The organism is Mesorhizobium muleiense, from assembly GCF_900099905.1.
In the GTDB taxonomy this organism is placed as follows: Bacteria; Pseudomonadota; Alphaproteobacteria; order Rhizobiales; family Rhizobiaceae; genus Mesorhizobium; species Mesorhizobium muleiense.
The window spans coordinates 58,839-76,867 of the sequence record NZ_FNEE01000004.1 but is presented as its reverse complement, the minus strand read 5'-3'; the positions used below and the strand labels follow the sequence as shown (position 1 = coordinate 76,867).

The following is an 18,029-nucleotide window of genomic DNA, read 5'->3' as shown; positions in this document are numbered from 1 at the left end:
GATCCTACCCCACTGCCCGCGACGCCGCCCGGCCGGCGCTGCGGCCTGAGAAAATGCAGCCGCCAAGAAACGTCCCTTCCAGCGCCGCATAGCCATGCATGCCGCCGCCGCCGAAACCGGCGGCTTCGCCGACCGCGTACAGTCCCTCGACCGGCTGGCCATCGGTACCCAGGACACGGCTGTCGAGATCGGTCTGCAAGCCGCCCAGCGTCTTGCGGGTCAGGATGTTGAGCCTGACTGCGATCAGCGGCCCATTGGCAGGGTCGAGCATCTTGTGCGGCTTGGCCGTGCGGATCAGCCGGTCGCCGAGATAGGCTCGGGCGCCGCGCAAGGCGGTGATCTGCATATCCTTGGAGAACGGATTGTCGAGCTGCCTGTCACGGGCGCGGATTTCGTGCTCGACCTGTGCCAGTTCGAGCAGCGGCTCGCCGCCGACAAGCGCGTTCATGCGGGCGACCAGCGCCGGCAAACCAGGCTCGACGATGAAATCCTCGCCCTTCTCCATGAACGCCTTTACCGGACCGGGAACGCCCGATGTGGCGCGGCCAAGCACCTGACGCCAGCTTTTTCCGGTGAGGTCGGGATTCTGCTCGGAGCCCGACAGTGCGAACTCCTTCTGGATGATCTTTTTGGTCAGGATGAACCAGGAATAATCGAAGCCGGTGCTCATGATGTGGCTGAGCGTGCCCAGCGTGTCGAAGCCGGGATAGAGCGGCACCGGCAGGCGCTTGCCGCGGGCGTCGAGCCACAGCGACGACGGGCCGGGCAGGATGCGGATTGCATGGTCGGTCCAGAGCGGCGCCCAGTTCCTGATGCCTTCGACATAGTGCCACATGCGGTCGCGGTTGATGATGCTGCCGCCGGCCTGTTCGGTGATCGCCAGCATGCGGCCGTCGACATGATCGGGAACGCCAGAGATCATGCGTCTGGGCGGCGTGCCGAGCCGCTGCGGCCAGTTTTTGCGGACAAGCTCGGGATTGCCGCCGATGCCGCCGGAGGCAACGATGACCGCTTGCGCCTTGAACTCGAAGTCGCCGGCGATATCGCGCGAATTCCTGCGGCCGCGCTCGACATCGCTCGGCTCAAGCATGTCGCCGCGCACGCCATTCACGGCGGCGCCTGTCTGCGTCAGTTCGTTGACCCGGTGGCGGAATTTGAATCGGATCAGCCCGCTATTCTCGGCCTCGCGCACGCGCCGTACGAACGGGTCGAGCACGCCCGGCCCGGTGCCCCAGGTGACGTGAAAGCGCGGCACCGAATTGCCGTGGCCGACGGCGTTGCCGCCGCCGCGCTCGGCCCAGCCGACGATTGGGAAGAACTTCATGCCGCGCTGCGTCAGCCAGGAGCGCTTCTCGCCGGCGGCGAAGCCGACATAGGCCTCGGCCCAGCGGCGCGGCCAAAAATCTTCCGCACGGTCGAAGGCGGCGGTGCCAAGCCAGTCCTCGAGCGCCAGATCATGCGAATCGCGGATGCGCATGCGCCGCTGCTCGGGCGAATCGACGAGGAAGATGCCGCCAAGCGACCAGAACGCCTGGCCGCCGAGCGACTGTTCAGGCTCCTGGTCGACAACGATGGTCTTCTTGCCGGCCTCGGCCAGCTCGGCCGCCGCGACGAGCCCGGCAAGGCCGGCGCCGACAATGATCACATCCGCATCGTCAGCCACTTTCTCCCCCCGGCTCTCCTCCCCGGCTGACGATTGTCAGACCGTCTCCCAGCCTTCCTTCTCGCCGGCGCGGAAGATGGCGTCGATGACCTTCTGGTTGAGCACGGACTCTTCCAGCGTGAAGACGCGGTCGGTGCCGCCCTGTGCCGCCCGCGCGAAGGCCTCGACCTCCAGCCGGTACTGCTGCATGCCGGGGAAGCGGAACACTTGCGCCTCGCTGTGGTTCTGGTTGTGCAGCTCGATGCGATGGTGGTCGTAGATGCCGGCGTTGAACGGCGAAAGCACCTCGATGAAGCCCTTCTCGCCGTGGAACACCATCACCTGCCGCGCCGCCATCTGCGTCGACAGATAGAACGACAATTCGAAGTCGCCGAAATCGGCGCGGATCGAGGAATAGATGTCGGTGCCGAATGTCTTGTCGCGCTCGATCGTCGCCTGGACGCGCAGCGGCTCCTTGCCCGTCGAAAAGCGCGTCGACACCGTCGGGTAGACGCCGATGTCGGGCAGCGCGCCGCCACCGAGGTCGAGCTGGTTGCGCATGTTCTTGGGATCGACATTGTAGTAGGAGAACGCGCCCTGGACATGGCGCAGCCGGCCGATGGCGCCGTTGGCGATCAGCTCGCGCACCTTGACCCATTGCGGGTGGTAGACGACCATGAAGGCTTCGCAGACCAGCACGTTTTTGGCGTCGCGCAGCTTGATCAGCGGCGGAATGTCCCTGGCGTCGAGCGCCAGCGGCTTTTCGACCAGAACATGCTTGCCGGCCTCGATCGCCTTGGCGGTCCATTCGACATGCTGGGCGGTCGGCAGCGGGATGTAGACGCCGTCGACATCCCTGGATGCGAGCAGCTCGTCATAGGAGCCGAAGGCATGGGGGGCGCCGAACCGATCGGCCAGGGCACGGGCTTTCGACAGGTCGCGGCTGGCGATCGCCGACAGCACGCCGTTCTCCGCCTCGACCATTGCAGGCAAAAGATGCTCGCGGCCGATCTTGGCCGTCGACAAAACACCCCATCGGAACATCAGGCTTCTCCCTCTTCAAATTACAGGCGTGGAGGTTTGCCTGAAATCGGCAAAAAAGCCAATGCGAAGCATGGCAGCGAGCAAGGCGATCGTCTGCGGCTTGTTCGGATGCCGGCGCTGCCCTCCGCAGAGCTTGGTTTCCTCGTCTCCGCAAAGGGGGGCGAGGAAACCAGGTCCTGCAAAGGCTATCCCCTTCTACCTGTATGTGTCATGTCGAAGCCGACGACGCTCCCACAAACCGGCTTTCTATCTTGAAGAAATCGACAAAGGCTCGCAGCGCCGGCCGCATCTGGCGGCGGCTTGGGTAGTAGGCGAAGAAACCGTCGAAGGGCGGGCACCAGTCTTCCAGCACGCGAATGAGCCGGCCGGTGGCCAACGCCTCGCGGACATAGTCCTCGAACAGGAAGGCAAGCCCAGCGCCGTCGGCCGCCGCATTGGCGATCAGATGGTCCTCGTCGAGGATCAGCGGCCCTTGCACCGCCAGCTCGATCTCCTCGCCGTCCTTCTCGAATTCCCAGCGGTAGAGGATGCCGCTGGAGAAACGGAAGCGGATGCAACGGTGACCGACGAGATCGTGTGGATGGCGCGGCCTGGGCATGGTCGCGAAATAGGATGGCGCGCCGACGACGGCGCCGCGAAGGTTTGGACCGATGCGCACCGCGATCATGTCGCGCTGCAGGCTCTCGCCGAGCCGGACGCCGGCGTCGAAGCCGCCTTCGACCACATCGGTGAAGCGGTCTTCGATGACGATCTCCAGCACGATGTCGGGATAGGCCGATGCAAAGGCACCGAGCCGCGGCGTCAGCGCCAGGTGGGCGGCGGTGCGCGGCACGGTCAGCCGGAGATTGCCCGCCGGCCGGTCCCGCGCCTCGACCGCCGATTCCAGCGCCAGATCGATTTCCGACAGCGCCGGCCTCAGCCGCTCGAGCAGCTGTGCGCCTGCCTCGGTCGGGGCGACGCTGCGCGTGCTGCGCGCCAGGAGCCGCACGCCAAGACGCGCCTCCAGGCTGGAAACCGCATGGCTGACTGCCGAGGGCGCAATGCCGAGCTCCTTGGCCGCGCCGCGAAAGCTGCCGCACTGGGCGACGGTAGCCAGCACCGCAAGTTGGGAGAGATGCGTTCGGTTCATTGATCTATCTTTTAGAACAGCCCGTGCAAGCAAGAGCCGATTATCGAACGCGGTGCAAGGCGCTATCTCTGCCGCATCACAACAAGGAGACGCGTGATGCAAACCCGCAAGCTTGGAAATGAACTTGATGTCTATCCGGTCGGTCTCGGCTGCATGGGGATGAGCTTCGGCTATGGCGGCCAGCCGGAGGTGGACGCGATCGCCACACTGCGCCGCGCCGTCGATATCGGCGTCAATTTCTTCGACACGGCCGAGGTCTATGGCCCGTACGAGAATGAGATCCTGCTCGGCAAGGCGCTGAAGCCGGTGCGTGGCCAGGTGACGATCGCGACGAAATTCGGCTTCAAAATCCTTGAAGAAGGCAACGGCGTCGAGCGCATGGCGGGTGTCGACAGCCGCCCCGAACACGTCAAGGCGGTGGCCGAAGCGTCGCTGAAGCGGCTGGGCGTCGAGGTGATCGACCTTTATTACCAGCATCGCGTCGATCCCAATGTGCCGATCGAGGATACGGTCGGCGCCATGGCCGAGCTGGTGCGCGAGGGCAAGGTGCGCGCGCTCGGCCTGTCGGAGGCGAGCGCGGCGACCATTCGCCGGGCGCATGCGGTGCATCCGATATCAGCCGTGCAGAGCGAATATTCGCTGTGGAGCCGCAATCCGGAGGAAGAGGTGCTTGCCGTCTGCCGCGAGCTCGGCATCGGCTTTGTCCCCTACAGCCCGCTCGGCCGCGGCCTGCTGACCGGAACGATCGCCAAGCCAGAGGTGCTCGGTGCCGATGACTGGCGGCGTGGACTGCCGCGCTTCCAGGCCGACGCCATGGCCGCCAATGCAGCTGTTGTCGCGACGCTGGAGACAATGGCGGCGGACAAGGGCGTGACGCCGGCGCAGCTGGCGCTCGCCTGGGTGCTGCATCGGGGCGATTTCATCGTGCCGATCCCCGGTGCGCGAAAAATCCGCCATCTCGAGCAGAATGCGGCAGCAGCACAGATTGCGCTGACCCAGGCGGAAGTGGCGGCCATTGGCGACGCCCTGTCGCCGGAGAAGGTCGTCGGCAAGCGCTACACCGAAGAAATGCTTGCGCTGGTCAATGGATAACAGCGGCTATGAAATCCCTTCAGGCTTGAGTTGCCCATTCCGGGGCGAGCGCCAGCGTGAGGTCTCGCGCGGCTCTGCCTTCTCCCCGTGTGGGAGAAGGTGTCGCCGAAGGCGACGGATGAGGGGTGTTCCAGCTTGGCAAAAGCCGCGCTCCGTCCAACACCCCTCTTCCGTCTTGGCGCTACGCGCCAATCCACCTTCTCCCACAAGGGGAGAAGGCAAGATGGCGCGGTGCCCCTTCTTGGTTTGCAACTTAGGCCCGCAGCACGCCACCGGTCTGCTTGTGCACATTCTCGACGATGCGCTTGGCCAGCGCCTCAAAATCCTCGTCGGTCAGCGTCCTTTCGACCGGCTGGATCGACACTTCGATGGCGATCGATTTCTTGGCGGCGCCGAGTGACGCCCCTTCGAACACGTCGAAGACCGAGACGTTGGTGATCAGCTTCCTGTCGGCGGCAAGGGCTGCGCGGGTCAGCGTGCCGGCTTCGACCGCCTTGTCGACGACGAAGGCGAAATCGCGCTTGACCGCCTGGAACCCGGACAGTTCCAGTCTCGGTTTCGTCCGCGTCGGCTTGACCTTCGGCTCGGGCACGGCATCGATGAAAACCTCGAAGCCGCAGAGCGGCCCGGAGACGTCGAGTTCCTCCAGCGTCTTCGGGTGGAACTCGCCGAACGTGCCCAAAATGACCTTCGGCCCGAGCTTGATCGTGCCGGAGCGGCCGGGATGATACCAGGCCGGGCCGCCGGCCTCGATCTGCAGCCGCTCGACCGGCGCGCCGCAGGCTTCAAGTGCTGCGATCGCGTCGGCCTTGGCGTCGAACACGCCGACCGGACCGGCATTGCCGGCCCAGTGGCGGCCGGAGCCTTCGAGCTTGGCCGTGCCGCGCCGCACGCCGGCGGCGACGCGCCGCTGCTGGTCGGCCGCGTCGCCCTCATAGGTGCCGGACACTTCGAACAGCGCGACATCGCCGATGCCCCTGTCGGCATTGCGCTGCGCGGCGGCGATCAGGCCCGGCAGCAGCGACGGCCGCATGTCGGACATGTCGGCAGCGATCGGGTTGGCGAGCTTCAGTGCGGTCTGGCCGCCGCCGAACGGTTCGGCATGTTTTGCCGGAATGAACGACCAGGTGACCGCCTCCATCATGCCGCGCACCGCCAGCGCCCGCTTGGCGGCGCGGGTGCGGACCTGCAGGACAGTCAGGATTTTGGCGTTGACGGCATCGTGCGCGCCGAGCGGCTGCGGGGCGATGTTGTCGACGCCATGGATGCGCATGACCTCCTCGACCAGATCGGCCTTGCCGTCGACATCCGGCCGCCAGGACGGCACTGCCACATTGACGACATCGCCCGCGCCGTCCGGCTTGAAGCCGAGGCGCGAGAGAATGGCGAGGCTCTCCTCCAGGGGCACCTCTGTGCCGGTCAGCCGCCTCACTTCCGACAGCGGGAAGGAAACGATCTTCGGCGCGTGACCGGCATAGCCGACGACTTCGGTTTCGGTCGGCGTCCCGCCGCAGAAGTCCAGCACCAGCTTGGTCGCCAGTTCCACGCCGGGCACCATGAATTCCGGGTCGACGCCGCGCTCGAAGCGGTAGCGCGCATCGCTGATGATGCCGAGCGTGCGGCCGGTGCGGGCCGTGGTGATCGGATCCCACAGCGCCGATTCGATCAGCACGTCGGTGGTGTTCTCGTCGCAGCCGGAATGTTCGCCGCCCATGATGCCGGCGATCGATTCGACGCCGTCCTGGTCTGCTATCACGCACATGTCAGGCGTCAGCGTGTATTCGCGGCCGTCAAGCGCCAGCACCTTTTCACCGTCACGCGCCCGGCGCACGGTAAGGTTGCCGGCGACCTTGTTCGCGTCGAACACATGCAGCGGCCGGCCGCGATCGAAGGTGACGAAATTGGTGATATCGACCAGCGCGCTGATCGGCCGAAGCCCAATGGCGATGAGCCGCTGCTGCAGCCATTTCGGCGACGGTCCGTTCTTCACGCCTTTCACCAATCTCAGGGCGAAGCCGGGGCAGAGTTCAGGAGCTTCGATCGTCACCTTCACCGGGCACATGCCGCTGCCGGCATGCGGCATGATCGCGCCGCCGACGAGGCGGCCGAGACCGCTCGCCGCCAGATCGCGGGCAATGCCGTAGACGCTGGTCGCGTCCGGACGGTTCGGCGTCAAATTGATCTCTATGACCGGATCGTCGAGATGCGCATAGGCGGCGAAGCTGGTGCCGACCGGCGCATCGGCCGGCAGATCGATGATGCCGTCATGCTCTTCGGAAAGCTCAAGCTCGCGCTCGGAGCACATCATGCCGTGGCTTTCGACGCCCCTGATCTTGCCGACCGTTAGCGTCACGTCGATGCCCGGAATATAGGTGCCGGGTGCTGCAAAGGCGCCGATCAGACCCGCGCGGGCGTTCGGCGCTCCACACACAACCTGCACGGGTGCCTTGCCGTCGCCGGCATCGACCGTCAGCACGCGCAACCGATCGGCATCGGGGTGCTGCACCGCCGCCAGCACCTTGGCGATGACGAAGGGTTTTAGGCTCGATCTGTCGTCGACATGCTCGACTTCGAGGCCGATCGAGGTCAGCCGCTCGACGATCTCGTTGAGCGAGGCGTCGGTCTCGAGGTGGTCCTTGAGCCAGGAGAGGGTGAATTTCATGACTGTGTTCCGTCTGGTCTGGGCACGCTGGTCTTCAGATATCTCGGCAAGTCATCCGGCATGTGCACGAAGGGAAGCTGCTCGCGCACATGGGCGTGGTGCGTCGGCTTGAAATAGGCCGGCATGTCCATGGCGCCGAGCATGAAATAGATGTGGTCGGCCAGCCGCTCATCGACATAGGCGATCGGCGAGCCGCAGATGCCGCAAAAGGAGCGCGTCACCGGCCCGTTCTCGAACATCTTCAGCGCCTTGCCCGTGAAGGCGACCTGCTCGGTGATGAAGCCGACGAAGGCCGATACCGGCGCGCCGCTGGCCCGCCGGCAATCGCCGCAATGGCAATAGCTGACATGGTGCGGTTCGGCCGAAGCCTCGAACCGCACGGCGCCGCAGCGGCAGCCGCCGGTGTGGGCCGCTGTCATGTGCTCAAGCCTGCGAACAGCGTCGGCATGTCGAGCGGCCGGAAGCCGTAATGCGACAGCCAGCGCACATCGGCGTCGAAGAAGGCACGCAGGTCCGGCATGCCGTATTTCAGCATGGCGATGCGATCGATGCCCATGCCCCAGGCAAAGCCCTGATATTCGTCGGGATCGAGCCCGCCATATCTCAGCACATTGGGGTGGACCATGCCGCAACCGAGGATCTCCATCCAGTCGGAGCCTTCGCCGAAGCGCACCTCGCCCGGCCGCGAACGGTCGCACTGGATGTCGACCTCCATGCTGGGTTCGGTGAACGGGAAGAAGCTCGGCCGGAAACGCATCTTGACCTGGCGTACCTCAAAGAAGGCCTTGCAGAACTCCTCCAGCACCCATTTCATGTTGGCGACGTTGGCTGATCTGTCGATCACCAGCCCTTCGACCTGATGGAACATCGGCGAGTGCGTGGCATCGGAATCCTGGCGGTAGGTTTTTCCGGGAATGACGATTCGGATCGGCGGCTTCTGCACCTCCATGGTGCGGATCTGCACCGGCGAGGTGTGGGTGCGCAAAAGCTTGCGGTCGCCCTTCTCGTCCGGCTGGAAAAAGAAGGTGTCATGCATCTCGCGCGCCGGATGGCCTTCCGGGAAGTTCAGCGCAGTGAAATTGTAGTAATCGGTCTCGATATCGGGACCTTCGGCGATGGCAAAGCCGAGGTCGCCGAAGATCGCGGCAATCTCGTCGCTGACCTGGCTGATCGGATGGATGCGGCCGCGCTCGGCCGGCGATTGCCGCACCGGCAGTGTGACGTCGACCTTTTCCGCCGCGAGCCGTGATGCGATCGCTGCGTCCTTGAGTTCGGCGCGGCGCGCGGTAAGCGCCTCGGTGATGCGGTTCTTGAGACCGTTGATCGCCGGGCCTTTTATCTGGCGCTCTTCTGCGCTCATCGAGCCGAGCGTCTTCAGCATTTCGGAGACCGAGCCCTTCTTGCCGAGCGCTGAAACACGCACGGCTTCGATCGCCTGCTCGTCGGCGGCCGACGAAATGTCGCTCATCAGGGAATTTTCGAGAGTTTCCATGTCACTCATGTTTCAGACTCGATTGAAGGCAAAGAAAAACCCGCGCCAGCCCTGCCAGCGCGGGTTTCCCAAATCAAGTGTCGATGTGCTTGGGAAGGCGCTGGTTAGGCTACAGCGCTTTCAAAAGCGTTCGGCGTGGTGTTCTTGAGGTACTCGAGCGCGACCTTGGCCTTGGCCACAAGGGCGGCAAATGCCTGCGGCTCGTGAATGGCCATGTCCGACAGGACCTTGCGATCGATCTCGATGCCGGCCTTGTTGAGACCGTCGATGAACCGGCCATAGGTCAGGCCATGCTCGTGGGTCGCGGCATTGATGCGCTGGATCCACAGAGCGCGGAACGAACGCTTGCGGTTCTTGCGGTCGCGGTAGGCATACTGCAGCGACTTTTCCACCGCCTGCTTGGCGATGCGAATGGTGTTCTTGCGGCGGCCGTAGAAACCCTTGGCGGCTTTCAGGACCTTTTTGTGCTTGGCGTGCGAGGTGACGCCTCTTTTTACGCGTGCCATGTCATGATCTCCTTAAAACTTGTCCAGACCGAATGCCTTAGAGGCCGTTCGGCAGAAAATTCTTGATGACCTTCTTGCCATCCGGTTCAGCCAGAACCATCGTGCCGCGGGCATTTCGAATGAACTTGTTGGAACGCTTGATCATGCCGTGACGCTTGCCGGCCGCAGCCGACAGGACTTTACCCGTACCTGTTATCTTGAACCGCTTCTTGGCGGCTGACTTGGTCTTCATCTTGGGCATTTTGCTACTCCGTTATGTGCGCATCATCGCGCTTTTTGTTCGCTTCAGGCCGACCAAAGCCCGAAAAGCAAATGAAACCGCCACGGCATGCCCTGCCGGGCGGTTTTTGGGAACGGCGGTGCTATACGTCAAAGCGGGCCGGCGTGCAACACCCTGTGCCGACACACAATGGGCCTATGGGAAACGGAACAGCACCGGCAGTATGCCCGATTGCTGGGCGGCGTCGATCGATTCGAAAAACGGCATGGCGACGAGGAACACCAGTCCGTCCAGCAGCGTCGTCCGCAGCAGGCGCGGCTTGAAGCCGCCGGTGTCGCCTTCCTGATACAGCGAAAGCTTCGGGAAAAAGCGCGGCACTCGCGCCATATAGGCCTGGAATGGCGTTCCGAAGGCCTCCTTCAGGAACGTCTCTTCGCGCAGGATGACGACATGAAAGGCGGCGGCGCAAATCACCGCGAAACCGATCGCCGCAGTGATCGAGCCCATCTGTGCGCCGACGCCGGCGGCAGCTATCGAGGAGAAGACATAGAGCGGATTGCGGGTGATCGAATAGGGTCCGCCGGTAACCACCTCGGAGGATTTGCGTCCGCCGATATAGAGCGTCGACCACAAGCGCCCGACAATACCGAGAAAGATCAGCAGGACGCCGACCATTTCGATCGTTTCGTGCGGCACGCTTTCGGGAGGAAAAGCAGACTGGCCAAACAGCAGCGCTGCGAACATGACGACCACGAGGGCGGCAAGCACCATCCTGCGCGCGTGCTGATACCTGCCCAGCGCACGCCTGGCCTGCGCTTGATCGGCCTGCGCAGATTTAACTTCATTGAGCATGTCGGGAATCCAATCGTCGAGGAACTTGCCCGCGATCGCGGCATCCGCAGCTCAATACAGCCAGAAGAGGACGGGAATTACGCCTCTTTCCTGTCCGGACTCGATGAGTTCGAAAAACGGTACGGAAGCCACGAACATCAAGCCGTCGCGCAGCGTGTGATTAAAAATGCGCGGTGTGAAGGTGACCTCGGCCTGATCGCGATAAAGCCGGGGATTGGGAAAAAACCGCGGCACCCGTGCGATGTAGTCCTTGTACGGCGCCCCGAGCACGGTCGTCAAATGCCGTTCCTCGCGCAGCGTGACGATGTAGAACGCGGCCGCGCACAAAACCGCCGACGCCACCGAGACGATCACGCTGCCGGTCTGGGCGCCGATGCCGGCGGCCCCTATGGTGGAGAAAAAATACAGCGGGTTGCGCATCACCGAATATGGGCCGGTAGCAACCAGTTCGGCCGACTTGCGGCCGCCGATATAGAGGATCGACCAGAGCCGGCCGCCAATCCCGATCAGTATCAGGGCGATGCCGTACTGCCCCTCTATGCGTTCGTGGCCTAGTTCATCGTGCGTGGAGCCGCCGAAGATCAGCAAAGCGCAAAAAGCACCGATCAGCAGCGCCAGCAGGACGCGCCGGCGCCGCTGATAGCGGCCCATTTCGTCGAACGATCTTTCAATCGGAGAACGTGCCGCAGCGGCCATGGACAAACCTTTCGCCGCGAGGACCGGCAACCGGAATCCTTGTCGATGCAACTTGCGGAGAAATCATGGCGAAGACAAAAACAAACAAAAGGCCGCCGAAGCGGCCTTTGCTTTGGCGGAATCGCTTAGCGGGGCGCCAGCACCATCATCATCTGGCGGCCTTCGAGCTTCGGTTCGGCTTCGACTTTGGCGATGGGTGCAACTTCCTCGCGAACCTTGTTCAGAAGCTGCATGCCGAGTTCCATATGCGCCATCTCGCGGCCGCGAAAGCGCAATGTCAGCTTGACCTTGTCACCTTCCTCGAAAAACCGCCGGACCGCTTTCATCTTGGTCTCGTAGTCATGGCTGTCGATGTTCGGGCGCATCTTGATCTCTTTGATCTCGATGACCTTCTGGTTCTTGCGCGCCTCGGCCGCCTTCTTCTGGTTGGCGTATTTCAGCTTGCCGAGATCGAGAATTTTTACGACGGGCGGCACTGCGTTGGGCGATATCTCGACCAGATCGAGCCCAGCCTCTTCGGCGAGCAGCAATGCGTCGTTGATGGAGACATCGCCATGGTTGTGGCCTTCGGCGTCGATAAGCTGGACCCGGGGAACCCGGATGTCACGGTTGGAGCGCGGGCCCTCCTTGGTGGGCGCCGTTGCTTTGAAAGGTCTGCGAATGGTCGTGGTCTCCTTGAGCCGTTTCGTTCGGGGTTTTCAATTCAGAATTGCGAACGCGCCAATGTGGTGAGCGCGCGGCCGGAGTCAATAGCACAGCGCTCACAGGAAATCACCTATTCCCTGACTTCTGCCTGCACCAAACGAAGAAAGTTGCCGAGCACTTTTCGTTGAACCGTCCGCTGTGTCAAAAGACCTGCGTGAGGAGTGAGCCATGACCGCACCGGTTTTTCTCAACGTCGACGGAACCAGCATCGCTGTCAGGCGCGCTGCGGGTGCCGAGCCAGGCATTGTCTGGCTCGGCGGCTACAAGTCGGACATGCTGGGCACCAAGGCCGAGAAGCTGGCGGAATGGGCGAGCGGGCAAGGCCGGGCTTTCCTGCGTCACGACTATTCCGGTCACGGCGAATCGGGCGGCGCCTTTGCGGACGGCACCGTCTCGAACTGGCTTTCGCAAAGTCTCGCCGTCTTCAATCATTTCACGCAAGGCAGGCAAATCCTGGTCGGCTCCTCGATGGGCGCATGGATCGCGCTGCGCATGGTCCAGGAATTGCGCCAGGAATTGCACACGCCAGGCGAGAACCGCATCGCCGGTCTGGTGCTTCTAGCGCCGGCGCCGGATTTCACCGCCGAGTTGGTCGAGCCGGCGCTGACCAAAGCGCAGAAGCGCGATCTTGCCAAAAAAGGTTTTTTCGAGGAGCCGTCGGACTATTCGGCCGAGCCTTACATCTACACCCGAGCGCTGATCGAGGACGGCCGCAACAACCGGGTGCTGACAGGGCCGATCGACACCCACTGCCCCGTCCACATATTGCAAGGGCTGGCCGATGCCGACGTGCCGCCGAGCCATGCGCTGAAACTGGTCGGCCTGCTGCCGGCCGACGACGTCACGCTGTCGCTGATCCCCGACGGCGACCATCGCCTGTCGCGGCCTCAGGATCTCGACATGCTGGTGCGGGCGGTCGATGCCATCGTGCGGCAGGCAGGCTAGGACATGCGCATTTCCATTCCGGTATCCGCCTTCGTTGCCGCGATTGTCGGCTTCGGCGGCACGTTGGCCATCGTCATCGCCGCCGCCAAGGCAGTCGGCGCGACGCAAGTCGAAACCGCGAGCTGGGTGATGGCGATCTGCCTCGCGATGGCGATCGAGAGCCTGTGGCTGTCGTGGCGCACCAGGATGCCGGTCATCGCCGCATGGTCGACGCCGGGGGTGGCGCTGATCGCGGCATCGAGCGGCTTTTCGATCAACGAGGCCGTCGGCGCCTTCATCGTCACCGGGATTTTGCTGATTGCCACCGGCCTGTTCAGGCCCTTGACCAAGCTGATCGCCAGGATACCGGCCTCGGTCGCGTCGGGGATGCTCGCCGGCATCGTTGTCACCTTCGCCATCAATGCGGTGAAGGCGATTCCCGTCGACCCGTGGTTGATCCTGCCGCTGATCGCCGCCTTCTTTGTCATCCGCCTGTTCAATCCGGCGCTCTCGGTGCTGGCGGTGCTGATCGGCGGCGGCGCTGCCGCGTTCCTCACCGGCCGGGTCGGTGGTCTGCCGACCCCGGAACTTTCGACATTGACGCTGATTGCGCCGCAGTTCACCGTCACGGCGATCATCGGCCTGGCGCTGCCGCTTTATCTCGTCACCATGGCCTCGCAGAACCTGTCCGGCCTCGCCGTGCTGAGGGCGGCGGGCTACCACCCGGAACCCGGCCCGCTGATCGGCGTCACCGGCCTGCTTTCACTGCTGTCGGCACCATTCGGGGCCTCGACCACCAATCTGGCGGCGATCTCGGCGGCGATCTGCACCGGCCCCGACGTGCATCCCGATCCGGGCGAGCGCTGGAAGACCGGTCCCTTCTACGCGCTTGCCTACCTCGTCTTCGCCATTTTCGGCGCCTCGCTGGTGGCGATCTTTGCCGTGCTGCCGCAGAGCCTGATCGTGCTTGTCGCTGGACTGGCGCTGATGGCGCCGCTCGCCAACGCGCTGTCGATCGCCTTGAAGGAAGACGGCGAACGCATGGCCGCTACCGTCACCTTTGCCGTCACCGCCTCGGGGCTGACGCTGTTCGGCGTCGGTGCGGCGTTCTGGGGGCTGATTGCGGGCCTGGTCGTCCTTTTCCTTGAAACGCTCAAAAAGCGATAATCATTTCAAACGCTTGTCCGGTTTTGGCCGACACTGTCTTGAATCGCCGTTTTTCTCATCCCATTTCGATTCCACGCAGCCGGGATTGGCTGTCTCCAACTGAAGGATTGGGAGAAAATGAACACATCTGCATTGATCCGTCCGGCCTGGACGCCGGCGACCATCGCTCTGATGGTGATCGGTTTTATGGTGTTCTGGCCGCTCGGCCTCGCCATGCTCGCCTACATCATCTGGGGCGACCGGCTTGACGGCTTCAAGCGCGACGTCAACCGCGCGACCGACGGCATCTTCGCCGGCTGCCGCCGCGGTTCCGACAAAGCGGCGCGCTGGGGCCACGGCTCTGCCCGCACCGGCAACGTCGCTTTCGACGACTGGCGCGAAAAAGAACTCGAGCGGCTCAATGAAGAGCGCCGCAAGCTCGACGAGATGCTGAGCGAGTTCGACGAATACGCCAGGGAATTGCGTCGCGCCAAGGACCAGGAAGAGTTCGACCGCTTCATGGCGAACCGCAACAAGTCGACGTCACCCACAACCGGCGGACCCACAACCGGCGGTGGCAAATCCACGCCAGGCCTGCTTGACGAGTAAGTCACTTGCCTCGACATAAATAATAATCAAAAACGGCGTCGCGTCAGCGGCGCCGTTTCTTTTTTGTTCTATTCGTTTTCCTCGAATCACGTATCGTTCCGGCCATGTCATTCGGCTTCTTCCGCAACCTGACCAAACCCAGGCCCGCCCCCGTCGTGGAGCGGGAGCATTGTGTTGCCGGCCGCACGCTGCCGCTCAAGATCGTCGAGAGCGACCGGGCGCGGCGATTGACACTGCGCATCGATTCCGGTGGCCGGGGCCTGCGCATCACCGTGCCACCGGGCCTGCGGCGAGGCGAGGTGGAAAAATTCCTTGACCGCCATCAGGACTGGCTGGAGCAGCGGCTGGCCAAGGTGCCCAACCGGCCGCAGGTGCGGCCCGGCATCAAAATACCGGTGCGCGGCGTGCCGCATCGCATCGTTCATGAGCCCTCGAAACGCGGTACCGTCACGCTGTCGTGCGACGAACGCGGTCCGCTGATGATCGTGCATGGCGAGCGCGTGCACCTGCCGCGCCGCATCGCCGATTTCCTCAAGCGCGAGGCCAAGCGCGAGATCGAGCGGTTGGTGGTCAGGCACACCGGGACGATCGGCAAGCGCGCCAAGGCAATCCGCTTCAAGGACACGTCGAGCCGCTGGGGGTCATGCACGTCGGACGGCAACCTGTCGTTCTCCTGGCGGATCATGATGGCGCCGCGACCGGTCATAAACTACCTCGTCGCGCATGAGGTGGCGCATCTCAAGGAGATGAACCACGGCCCGAAATTCTGGAAATTGTGCGAGCAGCTCTGCCCCGACACCGAGCGCTGCAAGGACTGGCTCAAGCGCAATGGTGGCGCGCTGCAAGCGATCATGTTCGAATAGGATGCGGAATAAAACTGTAGCGATCCTTCGCCCCGCCCCCCTCTGTGAATAGTGAATGGTGAATGGTAGTGAGTAGTGACGCCTCCTTCACTATTCACTATTCACTATTCACTATTCACTATTCACTACTCCTGCACTGCCGCTCAGTCGTCATTCGCCGCATTCAACTCCTCCGGCCTCAAGCCCTCGTCGGTATGGCGCGGCCATGGCAGGAAGTCCTTCTTGAAGGCGTTGCTGCCGAAATAGTCGAGCGCGCGGTGTGCCTCGGCGCCGTTGAAGGCGGCCTTGTCCATCAGATGGGCGATGACCTCTCGAGCCTGGGCGACTTTTTGCCTGAGTTGGGCGACGGTATCGTCTGCCATGCTTGTTTGCTCCCGCCTGTATTATCTGAAGTAAGTAGCCCGTTCCGCTCTCTTGTCTTATGAAGGTAGCGCGTTCCGCGCCGGTGGCAAACATGCGCTTTTTCTCGACTCTTTTGCCGTTTCGTGCCAATCCCCGCGTCATGGCGCTCGACATCAAGATATGCGGACTGAAGACCGACAAGGCATTGGCCGCGGCATTGGCCGGCGGCGCCAGCCATGTCGGCTTTATTTTCTTTGCCAAAAGCCCGCGCTATGTCGAGCCGGCGGAAGCCGGCCGCTTGCGCGAAGCGGCAATCGGCAAGGCCAAGGCGGTTGCCGTGACGGTCGACGCCGGCGATGCGTTTCTGGATGAAATCGTCGAAAAAATGCAGCCCGACATGCTGCAGCTGCATGGCTCGGAAACGCCGGAGCGGGTGGCCGAGATCAAGGCCCGCTATGGCCTGCCGACGATGAAGGCGCTGCCGGTCAGCGAGGCTGCCGACCTGGAGCGGATAAGACCCTTCGTCGGCATTGCCGACCGTTTCCTGTTCGACGCCAAGCCGCCGAAGGGTTCGCAATTGCCGGGCGGCAACGGCATTGCTTTCGACTGGCGCATTCTGGCCGGCCTTGACGCAGGCGTCGATTACATGCTTTCCGGTGGGCTCAACGCCGCCAACATCGGCGATGCCTTTCGGCTTGCCAACCCGCCCGGACTAGACATTTCCTCAGGCGTGGAAAGCGCGCCGGGCGTCAAGGATCCGGCGCTGATCGAACAGTTTTTCCGGGCCGTCAAGGCAGCACGCGACAGCCGCGCCGCCTGACCGTGCTTCAAACCACAAGCTAGGAGATCGGCGATGAACAAGCCGGCGATACCCAATTCCTTCCGCACCGGACCCGACGAGCAGGGCATGTTCGGCATCTTCGGCGGTCGTTTCGTTGCCGAAACATTGATGCCGCTGATCCTCGACCTTGAGCGGCACTGGAACGAGGTCAAAGACGATGGGGATTTCAAGGCCGAACTGACTGACCTTTCGACCCACTATGCCGGGCGGCCGTCGAAGCTTTATTTCGCCGAAGGCCTGACCAGGCATCTTCGCGAGGTTTCCGCGGCTAAGGGCCTCGGGGGCGGCGCAAAGGTCTATTTCAAGCGCGAGGATCTGAACCACACCGGCTCGCACAAGATCAACAACTGCCTCGGCCAGATCCTGCTGGCCAAGCGCATGGGCAAGAAACGCATCATCGCCGAGACCGGCGCCGGCCAGCACGGCGTGGCGTCGGCCACCGTGGCGGCGCGTTTCGGCTTTCCGTGCGTCGTCTATATGGGCGCCACCGACGTCGCCCGGCAAAGCCCGAACGTCTTCCGCATGAAGCTGCTCGGCGCCGAGGTGCGGCCGGTGACTGCCGGCCACGGCACGTTGAAGGACGCCATGAACGAAGCTCTCCGGGATTGGGTGACCAATGTCGAGGACACCTACTACCTGATCGGCACCGCCGCCGGCCCGCACCCCTATCCAGAGCTGGTGCGCGACTTCCAGTCGGTGATCGGCATCGAGGCGCGCGCCCAGATCCTCGAACAGGAAGGCCGGCTGCCGGACACCATCATCGCCGCCGTCGGCGGCGGCTCCAACGCCATCGGCCTTTTTCACCCGTTCCTCGACGACCGCAGCGTAAAGATCATCGGCATCGAGGCCGGTGGCCGCGGCCTCGACGGCATCGAGCATTGCGCCTCAATGAACGCCGGCGCGCCCGGCGTGCTGCACGGCAACCGCACCTATCTCCTGCAGAACGCCGACGGGCAGATCATGGACGGGCATTCGATTTCGGCCGGCCTCGACTATCCCGGCGTCGGGCCGGAGCATTCCTGGCTGCGCGACAGTGGCCGCGTCGACTATGTGCCTGTTCTCGACGACGAGGCGCTGGAGGCGTTCCAGTTGACGACACGCGTCGAAGGCATCATTCCGGCGCTCGAATCCGCCCATGCCATCGCGCATGCGGTGAAGATCGTGCCCGCCATGGACAAGGACCAGATCGTCATCGTCAACCTGTCCGGCCGCGGCGACAAGGACGTGCATACGGTGGCCAATATGCTGGGCATGGAGATCTGAT

At 63.4% G+C, this 18,029-nt stretch carries 19 protein-coding genes; 7 read left to right on the top strand and 12 right to left on the bottom strand.

The window, feature by feature from the left end; genetic code table 11:
* Positions 1–4: 4 nt before the first annotated feature.
* From BLT09_RS09970 to BLT09_RS09960, 3 genes are all read right to left on the bottom strand, one after another.
* Positions 5–1,663, bottom strand: a complete 1,659-nt coding sequence (locus BLT09_RS09970; RefSeq protein WP_091592608.1) for an FAD-binding dehydrogenase — start codon at positions 1,661–1,663, stop codon at positions 5–7.
* 36 nt (positions 1,664–1,699) lie between these two features.
* The gene (locus tag BLT09_RS09965; protein ID WP_091592606.1) at positions 1,700–2,686 is read right to left on the bottom strand and encodes a Gfo/Idh/MocA family protein; all 987 of its coding nucleotides are present in this window, start codon (positions 2,684–2,686) and stop codon (positions 1,700–1,702) included.
* Between the two features lie 208 nt (positions 2,687–2,894).
* Positions 2,895–3,815 (bottom strand): LysR family transcriptional regulator, encoded by a 921-nt coding sequence (locus tag BLT09_RS09960; protein WP_091592604.1) that lies wholly within the window; start codon positions 3,813–3,815, stop codon positions 2,895–2,897.
* A 96-nt stretch (positions 3,816–3,911) separates the two neighbouring features.
* Here BLT09_RS09960 and BLT09_RS09955 point away from each other — a divergent pair, with 96 nt between their 5' ends.
* Positions 3,912–4,907, top strand: a complete 996-nt coding sequence (locus BLT09_RS09955; RefSeq protein ID WP_091592602.1) for an aldo/keto reductase — start codon at positions 3,912–3,914, stop codon at positions 4,905–4,907.
* Between the two features lie 253 nt (positions 4,908–5,160).
* On the opposite strand, the gene pheT is transcribed toward BLT09_RS09955, so the two are convergent.
* From pheT to infC, 8 genes are all read right to left on the bottom strand, one after another.
* Complete coding sequence (pheT, locus tag BLT09_RS09950; RefSeq protein ID WP_091592600.1) at positions 5,161–7,569, bottom strand: phenylalanine--tRNA ligase subunit beta; 2,409 nt, start codon at positions 7,567–7,569, stop codon at positions 5,161–5,163.
* Entirely contained in the window at positions 7,566–7,988 is a 423-nt protein-coding gene (locus BLT09_RS09945; protein WP_091592598.1) for a GFA family protein, read from the bottom strand. The genes pheT and BLT09_RS09945 overlap by 4 nt, the downstream gene beginning before the upstream one ends.
* Positions 7,985–9,070 carry a phenylalanine--tRNA ligase subunit alpha gene (gene pheS / locus BLT09_RS09940; RefSeq protein WP_091592596.1) on the bottom strand — a complete coding sequence of 362 codons (1,086 nt, stop codon included), beginning with the start codon at positions 9,068–9,070 and terminating at the stop codon, positions 7,985–7,987. Before pheS ends, BLT09_RS09945 begins: the two co-directional genes overlap by 4 nt.
* Positions 9,071–9,165: 95 nt before the next feature.
* Positions 9,166–9,567: a 50S ribosomal protein L20 gene (gene rplT, locus BLT09_RS09935; protein ID WP_023796882.1), complete on the bottom strand. Its 402-nt coding sequence runs from the start codon at positions 9,565–9,567 to the stop codon at positions 9,166–9,168.
* 37 nt (positions 9,568–9,604) lie between these two features.
* Complete coding sequence (gene rpmI / locus BLT09_RS09930; RefSeq protein ID WP_006201248.1) at positions 9,605–9,808, bottom strand: 50S ribosomal protein L35; 204 nt, start codon at positions 9,806–9,808, stop codon at positions 9,605–9,607.
* Positions 9,809–9,982: 174 nt separating this feature from the next.
* Positions 9,983–10,639, bottom strand: coding sequence for a methyltransferase family protein (locus BLT09_RS09925; RefSeq protein WP_091592594.1), 657 nt, complete (start codon positions 10,637–10,639; stop codon positions 9,983–9,985).
* 51 nt (positions 10,640–10,690) lie between these two features.
* On the bottom strand, positions 10,691–11,335 hold the full coding sequence (locus BLT09_RS09920) for a methyltransferase family protein (RefSeq protein ID WP_091592968.1): 645 nt from the start codon (positions 11,333–11,335) through the stop codon (positions 10,691–10,693).
* A 125-nt stretch (positions 11,336–11,460) separates the two neighbouring features.
* Complete coding sequence (gene infC, locus BLT09_RS09915) at positions 11,461–11,997, bottom strand: translation initiation factor IF-3 (RefSeq protein ID WP_077374810.1); 537 nt, start codon at positions 11,995–11,997, stop codon at positions 11,461–11,463.
* Positions 11,998–12,208: 211 nt separating this feature from the next.
* Here infC and BLT09_RS09910 point away from each other — a divergent pair, with 211 nt between their 5' ends.
* From BLT09_RS09910 to BLT09_RS09895, 4 genes are all read left to right on the top strand, one after another.
* Entirely contained in the window at positions 12,209–12,985 is a 777-nt protein-coding gene (locus BLT09_RS09910; RefSeq protein ID WP_091592592.1) for an alpha/beta hydrolase, read from the top strand.
* 3 nt (positions 12,986–12,988) lie between these two features.
* Positions 12,989–14,131, top strand: coding sequence for a benzoate/H(+) symporter BenE family transporter (locus BLT09_RS09905; RefSeq protein ID WP_091592591.1), 1,143 nt, complete (start codon positions 12,989–12,991; stop codon positions 14,129–14,131).
* Between the two features lie 117 nt (positions 14,132–14,248).
* The gene (locus tag BLT09_RS09900) at positions 14,249–14,719 is read left to right on the top strand and encodes a DUF2852 domain-containing protein (protein WP_023796888.1); all 471 of its coding nucleotides are present in this window, start codon (positions 14,249–14,251) and stop codon (positions 14,717–14,719) included.
* Positions 14,720–14,823: 104 nt separating this feature from the next.
* Entirely contained in the window at positions 14,824–15,582 is a 759-nt protein-coding gene (locus BLT09_RS09895; protein WP_027152023.1) for a M48 family metallopeptidase, read from the top strand.
* Between the two features lie 143 nt (positions 15,583–15,725).
* On the opposite strand, the gene BLT09_RS09890 is transcribed toward BLT09_RS09895, so the two are convergent.
* Positions 15,726–15,944, bottom strand: coding sequence for a hypothetical protein (locus BLT09_RS09890; RefSeq protein WP_023796889.1), 219 nt, complete (start codon positions 15,942–15,944; stop codon positions 15,726–15,728).
* Positions 15,945–16,084: 140 nt separating this feature from the next.
* Here BLT09_RS09890 and BLT09_RS09885 point away from each other — a divergent pair, with 140 nt between their 5' ends.
* Both BLT09_RS09885 and trpB read left to right on the top strand, forming a co-directional pair.
* A complete protein-coding gene (locus BLT09_RS09885; RefSeq protein WP_091592966.1) occupies positions 16,085–16,744 on the top strand; it encodes a phosphoribosylanthranilate isomerase in 660 nt (219 codons plus the stop codon).
* A 33-nt stretch (positions 16,745–16,777) separates the two neighbouring features.
* The gene (gene trpB / locus BLT09_RS09880; protein ID WP_091592589.1) at positions 16,778–18,028 is read left to right on the top strand and encodes a tryptophan synthase subunit beta; all 1,251 of its coding nucleotides are present in this window, start codon (positions 16,778–16,780) and stop codon (positions 18,026–18,028) included.
* The last annotated feature ends 1 nt before the right edge of the window (position 18,029 follow it).

Excerpts from the sequence above, each read along its gene's own strand:
- BLT09_RS09965 (WP_091592606.1), bottom strand. The coding sequence starts at position 2,686 with ATGTTCCGATGGGGTGTTTTGTCGACGGCCAAGATCGGCCGCGAGCAT.
- BLT09_RS09960 (WP_091592604.1), bottom strand. The coding sequence starts at position 3,815 with ATGAACCGAACGCATCTCTCCCAACTTGCGGTGCTGGCTACCGTCGCC.
- BLT09_RS09955 (WP_091592602.1), top strand. The coding sequence starts at position 3,912 with ATGCAAACCCGCAAGCTTGGAAATGAACTTGATGTCTATCCGGTCGGT.
- pheT (WP_091592600.1), bottom strand. The coding sequence starts at position 7,569 with ATGAAATTCACCCTCTCCTGGCTCAAGGACCACCTCGAGACCGACGCC.
- BLT09_RS09945 (WP_091592598.1), bottom strand. The coding sequence starts at position 7,988 with ATGACAGCGGCCCACACCGGCGGCTGCCGCTGCGGCGCCGTGCGGTTC.
- pheS (WP_091592596.1), bottom strand. The coding sequence starts at position 9,070 with ATGAGTGACATGGAAACTCTCGAAAATTCCCTGATGAGCGACATTTCG.
- rplT (WP_023796882.1), bottom strand. The coding sequence starts at position 9,567 with ATGGCACGCGTAAAAAGAGGCGTCACCTCGCACGCCAAGCACAAAAAG.
- rpmI (WP_006201248.1), bottom strand. The coding sequence starts at position 9,808 with ATGCCCAAGATGAAGACCAAGTCAGCCGCCAAGAAGCGGTTCAAGATA.
- BLT09_RS09925 (WP_091592594.1), bottom strand. The coding sequence starts at position 10,639 with ATGCTCAATGAAGTTAAATCTGCGCAGGCCGATCAAGCGCAGGCCAGG.
- BLT09_RS09920 (WP_091592968.1), bottom strand. The coding sequence starts at position 11,335 with ATGGCCGCTGCGGCACGTTCTCCGATTGAAAGATCGTTCGACGAAATG.
- BLT09_RS09910 (WP_091592592.1), top strand. The coding sequence starts at position 12,209 with ATGACCGCACCGGTTTTTCTCAACGTCGACGGAACCAGCATCGCTGTC.
- BLT09_RS09905 (WP_091592591.1), top strand. The coding sequence starts at position 12,989 with ATGCGCATTTCCATTCCGGTATCCGCCTTCGTTGCCGCGATTGTCGGC.
- BLT09_RS09900 (WP_023796888.1), top strand. The coding sequence starts at position 14,249 with ATGAACACATCTGCATTGATCCGTCCGGCCTGGACGCCGGCGACCATC.
- BLT09_RS09895 (WP_027152023.1), top strand. The coding sequence starts at position 14,824 with ATGTCATTCGGCTTCTTCCGCAACCTGACCAAACCCAGGCCCGCCCCC.
- BLT09_RS09890 (WP_023796889.1), bottom strand. The coding sequence starts at position 15,944 with ATGGCAGACGATACCGTCGCCCAACTCAGGCAAAAAGTCGCCCAGGCT.
- BLT09_RS09885 (WP_091592966.1), top strand. The coding sequence starts at position 16,085 with ATGGCGCTCGACATCAAGATATGCGGACTGAAGACCGACAAGGCATTG.
- trpB (WP_091592589.1), top strand. The coding sequence starts at position 16,778 with ATGAACAAGCCGGCGATACCCAATTCCTTCCGCACCGGACCCGACGAG.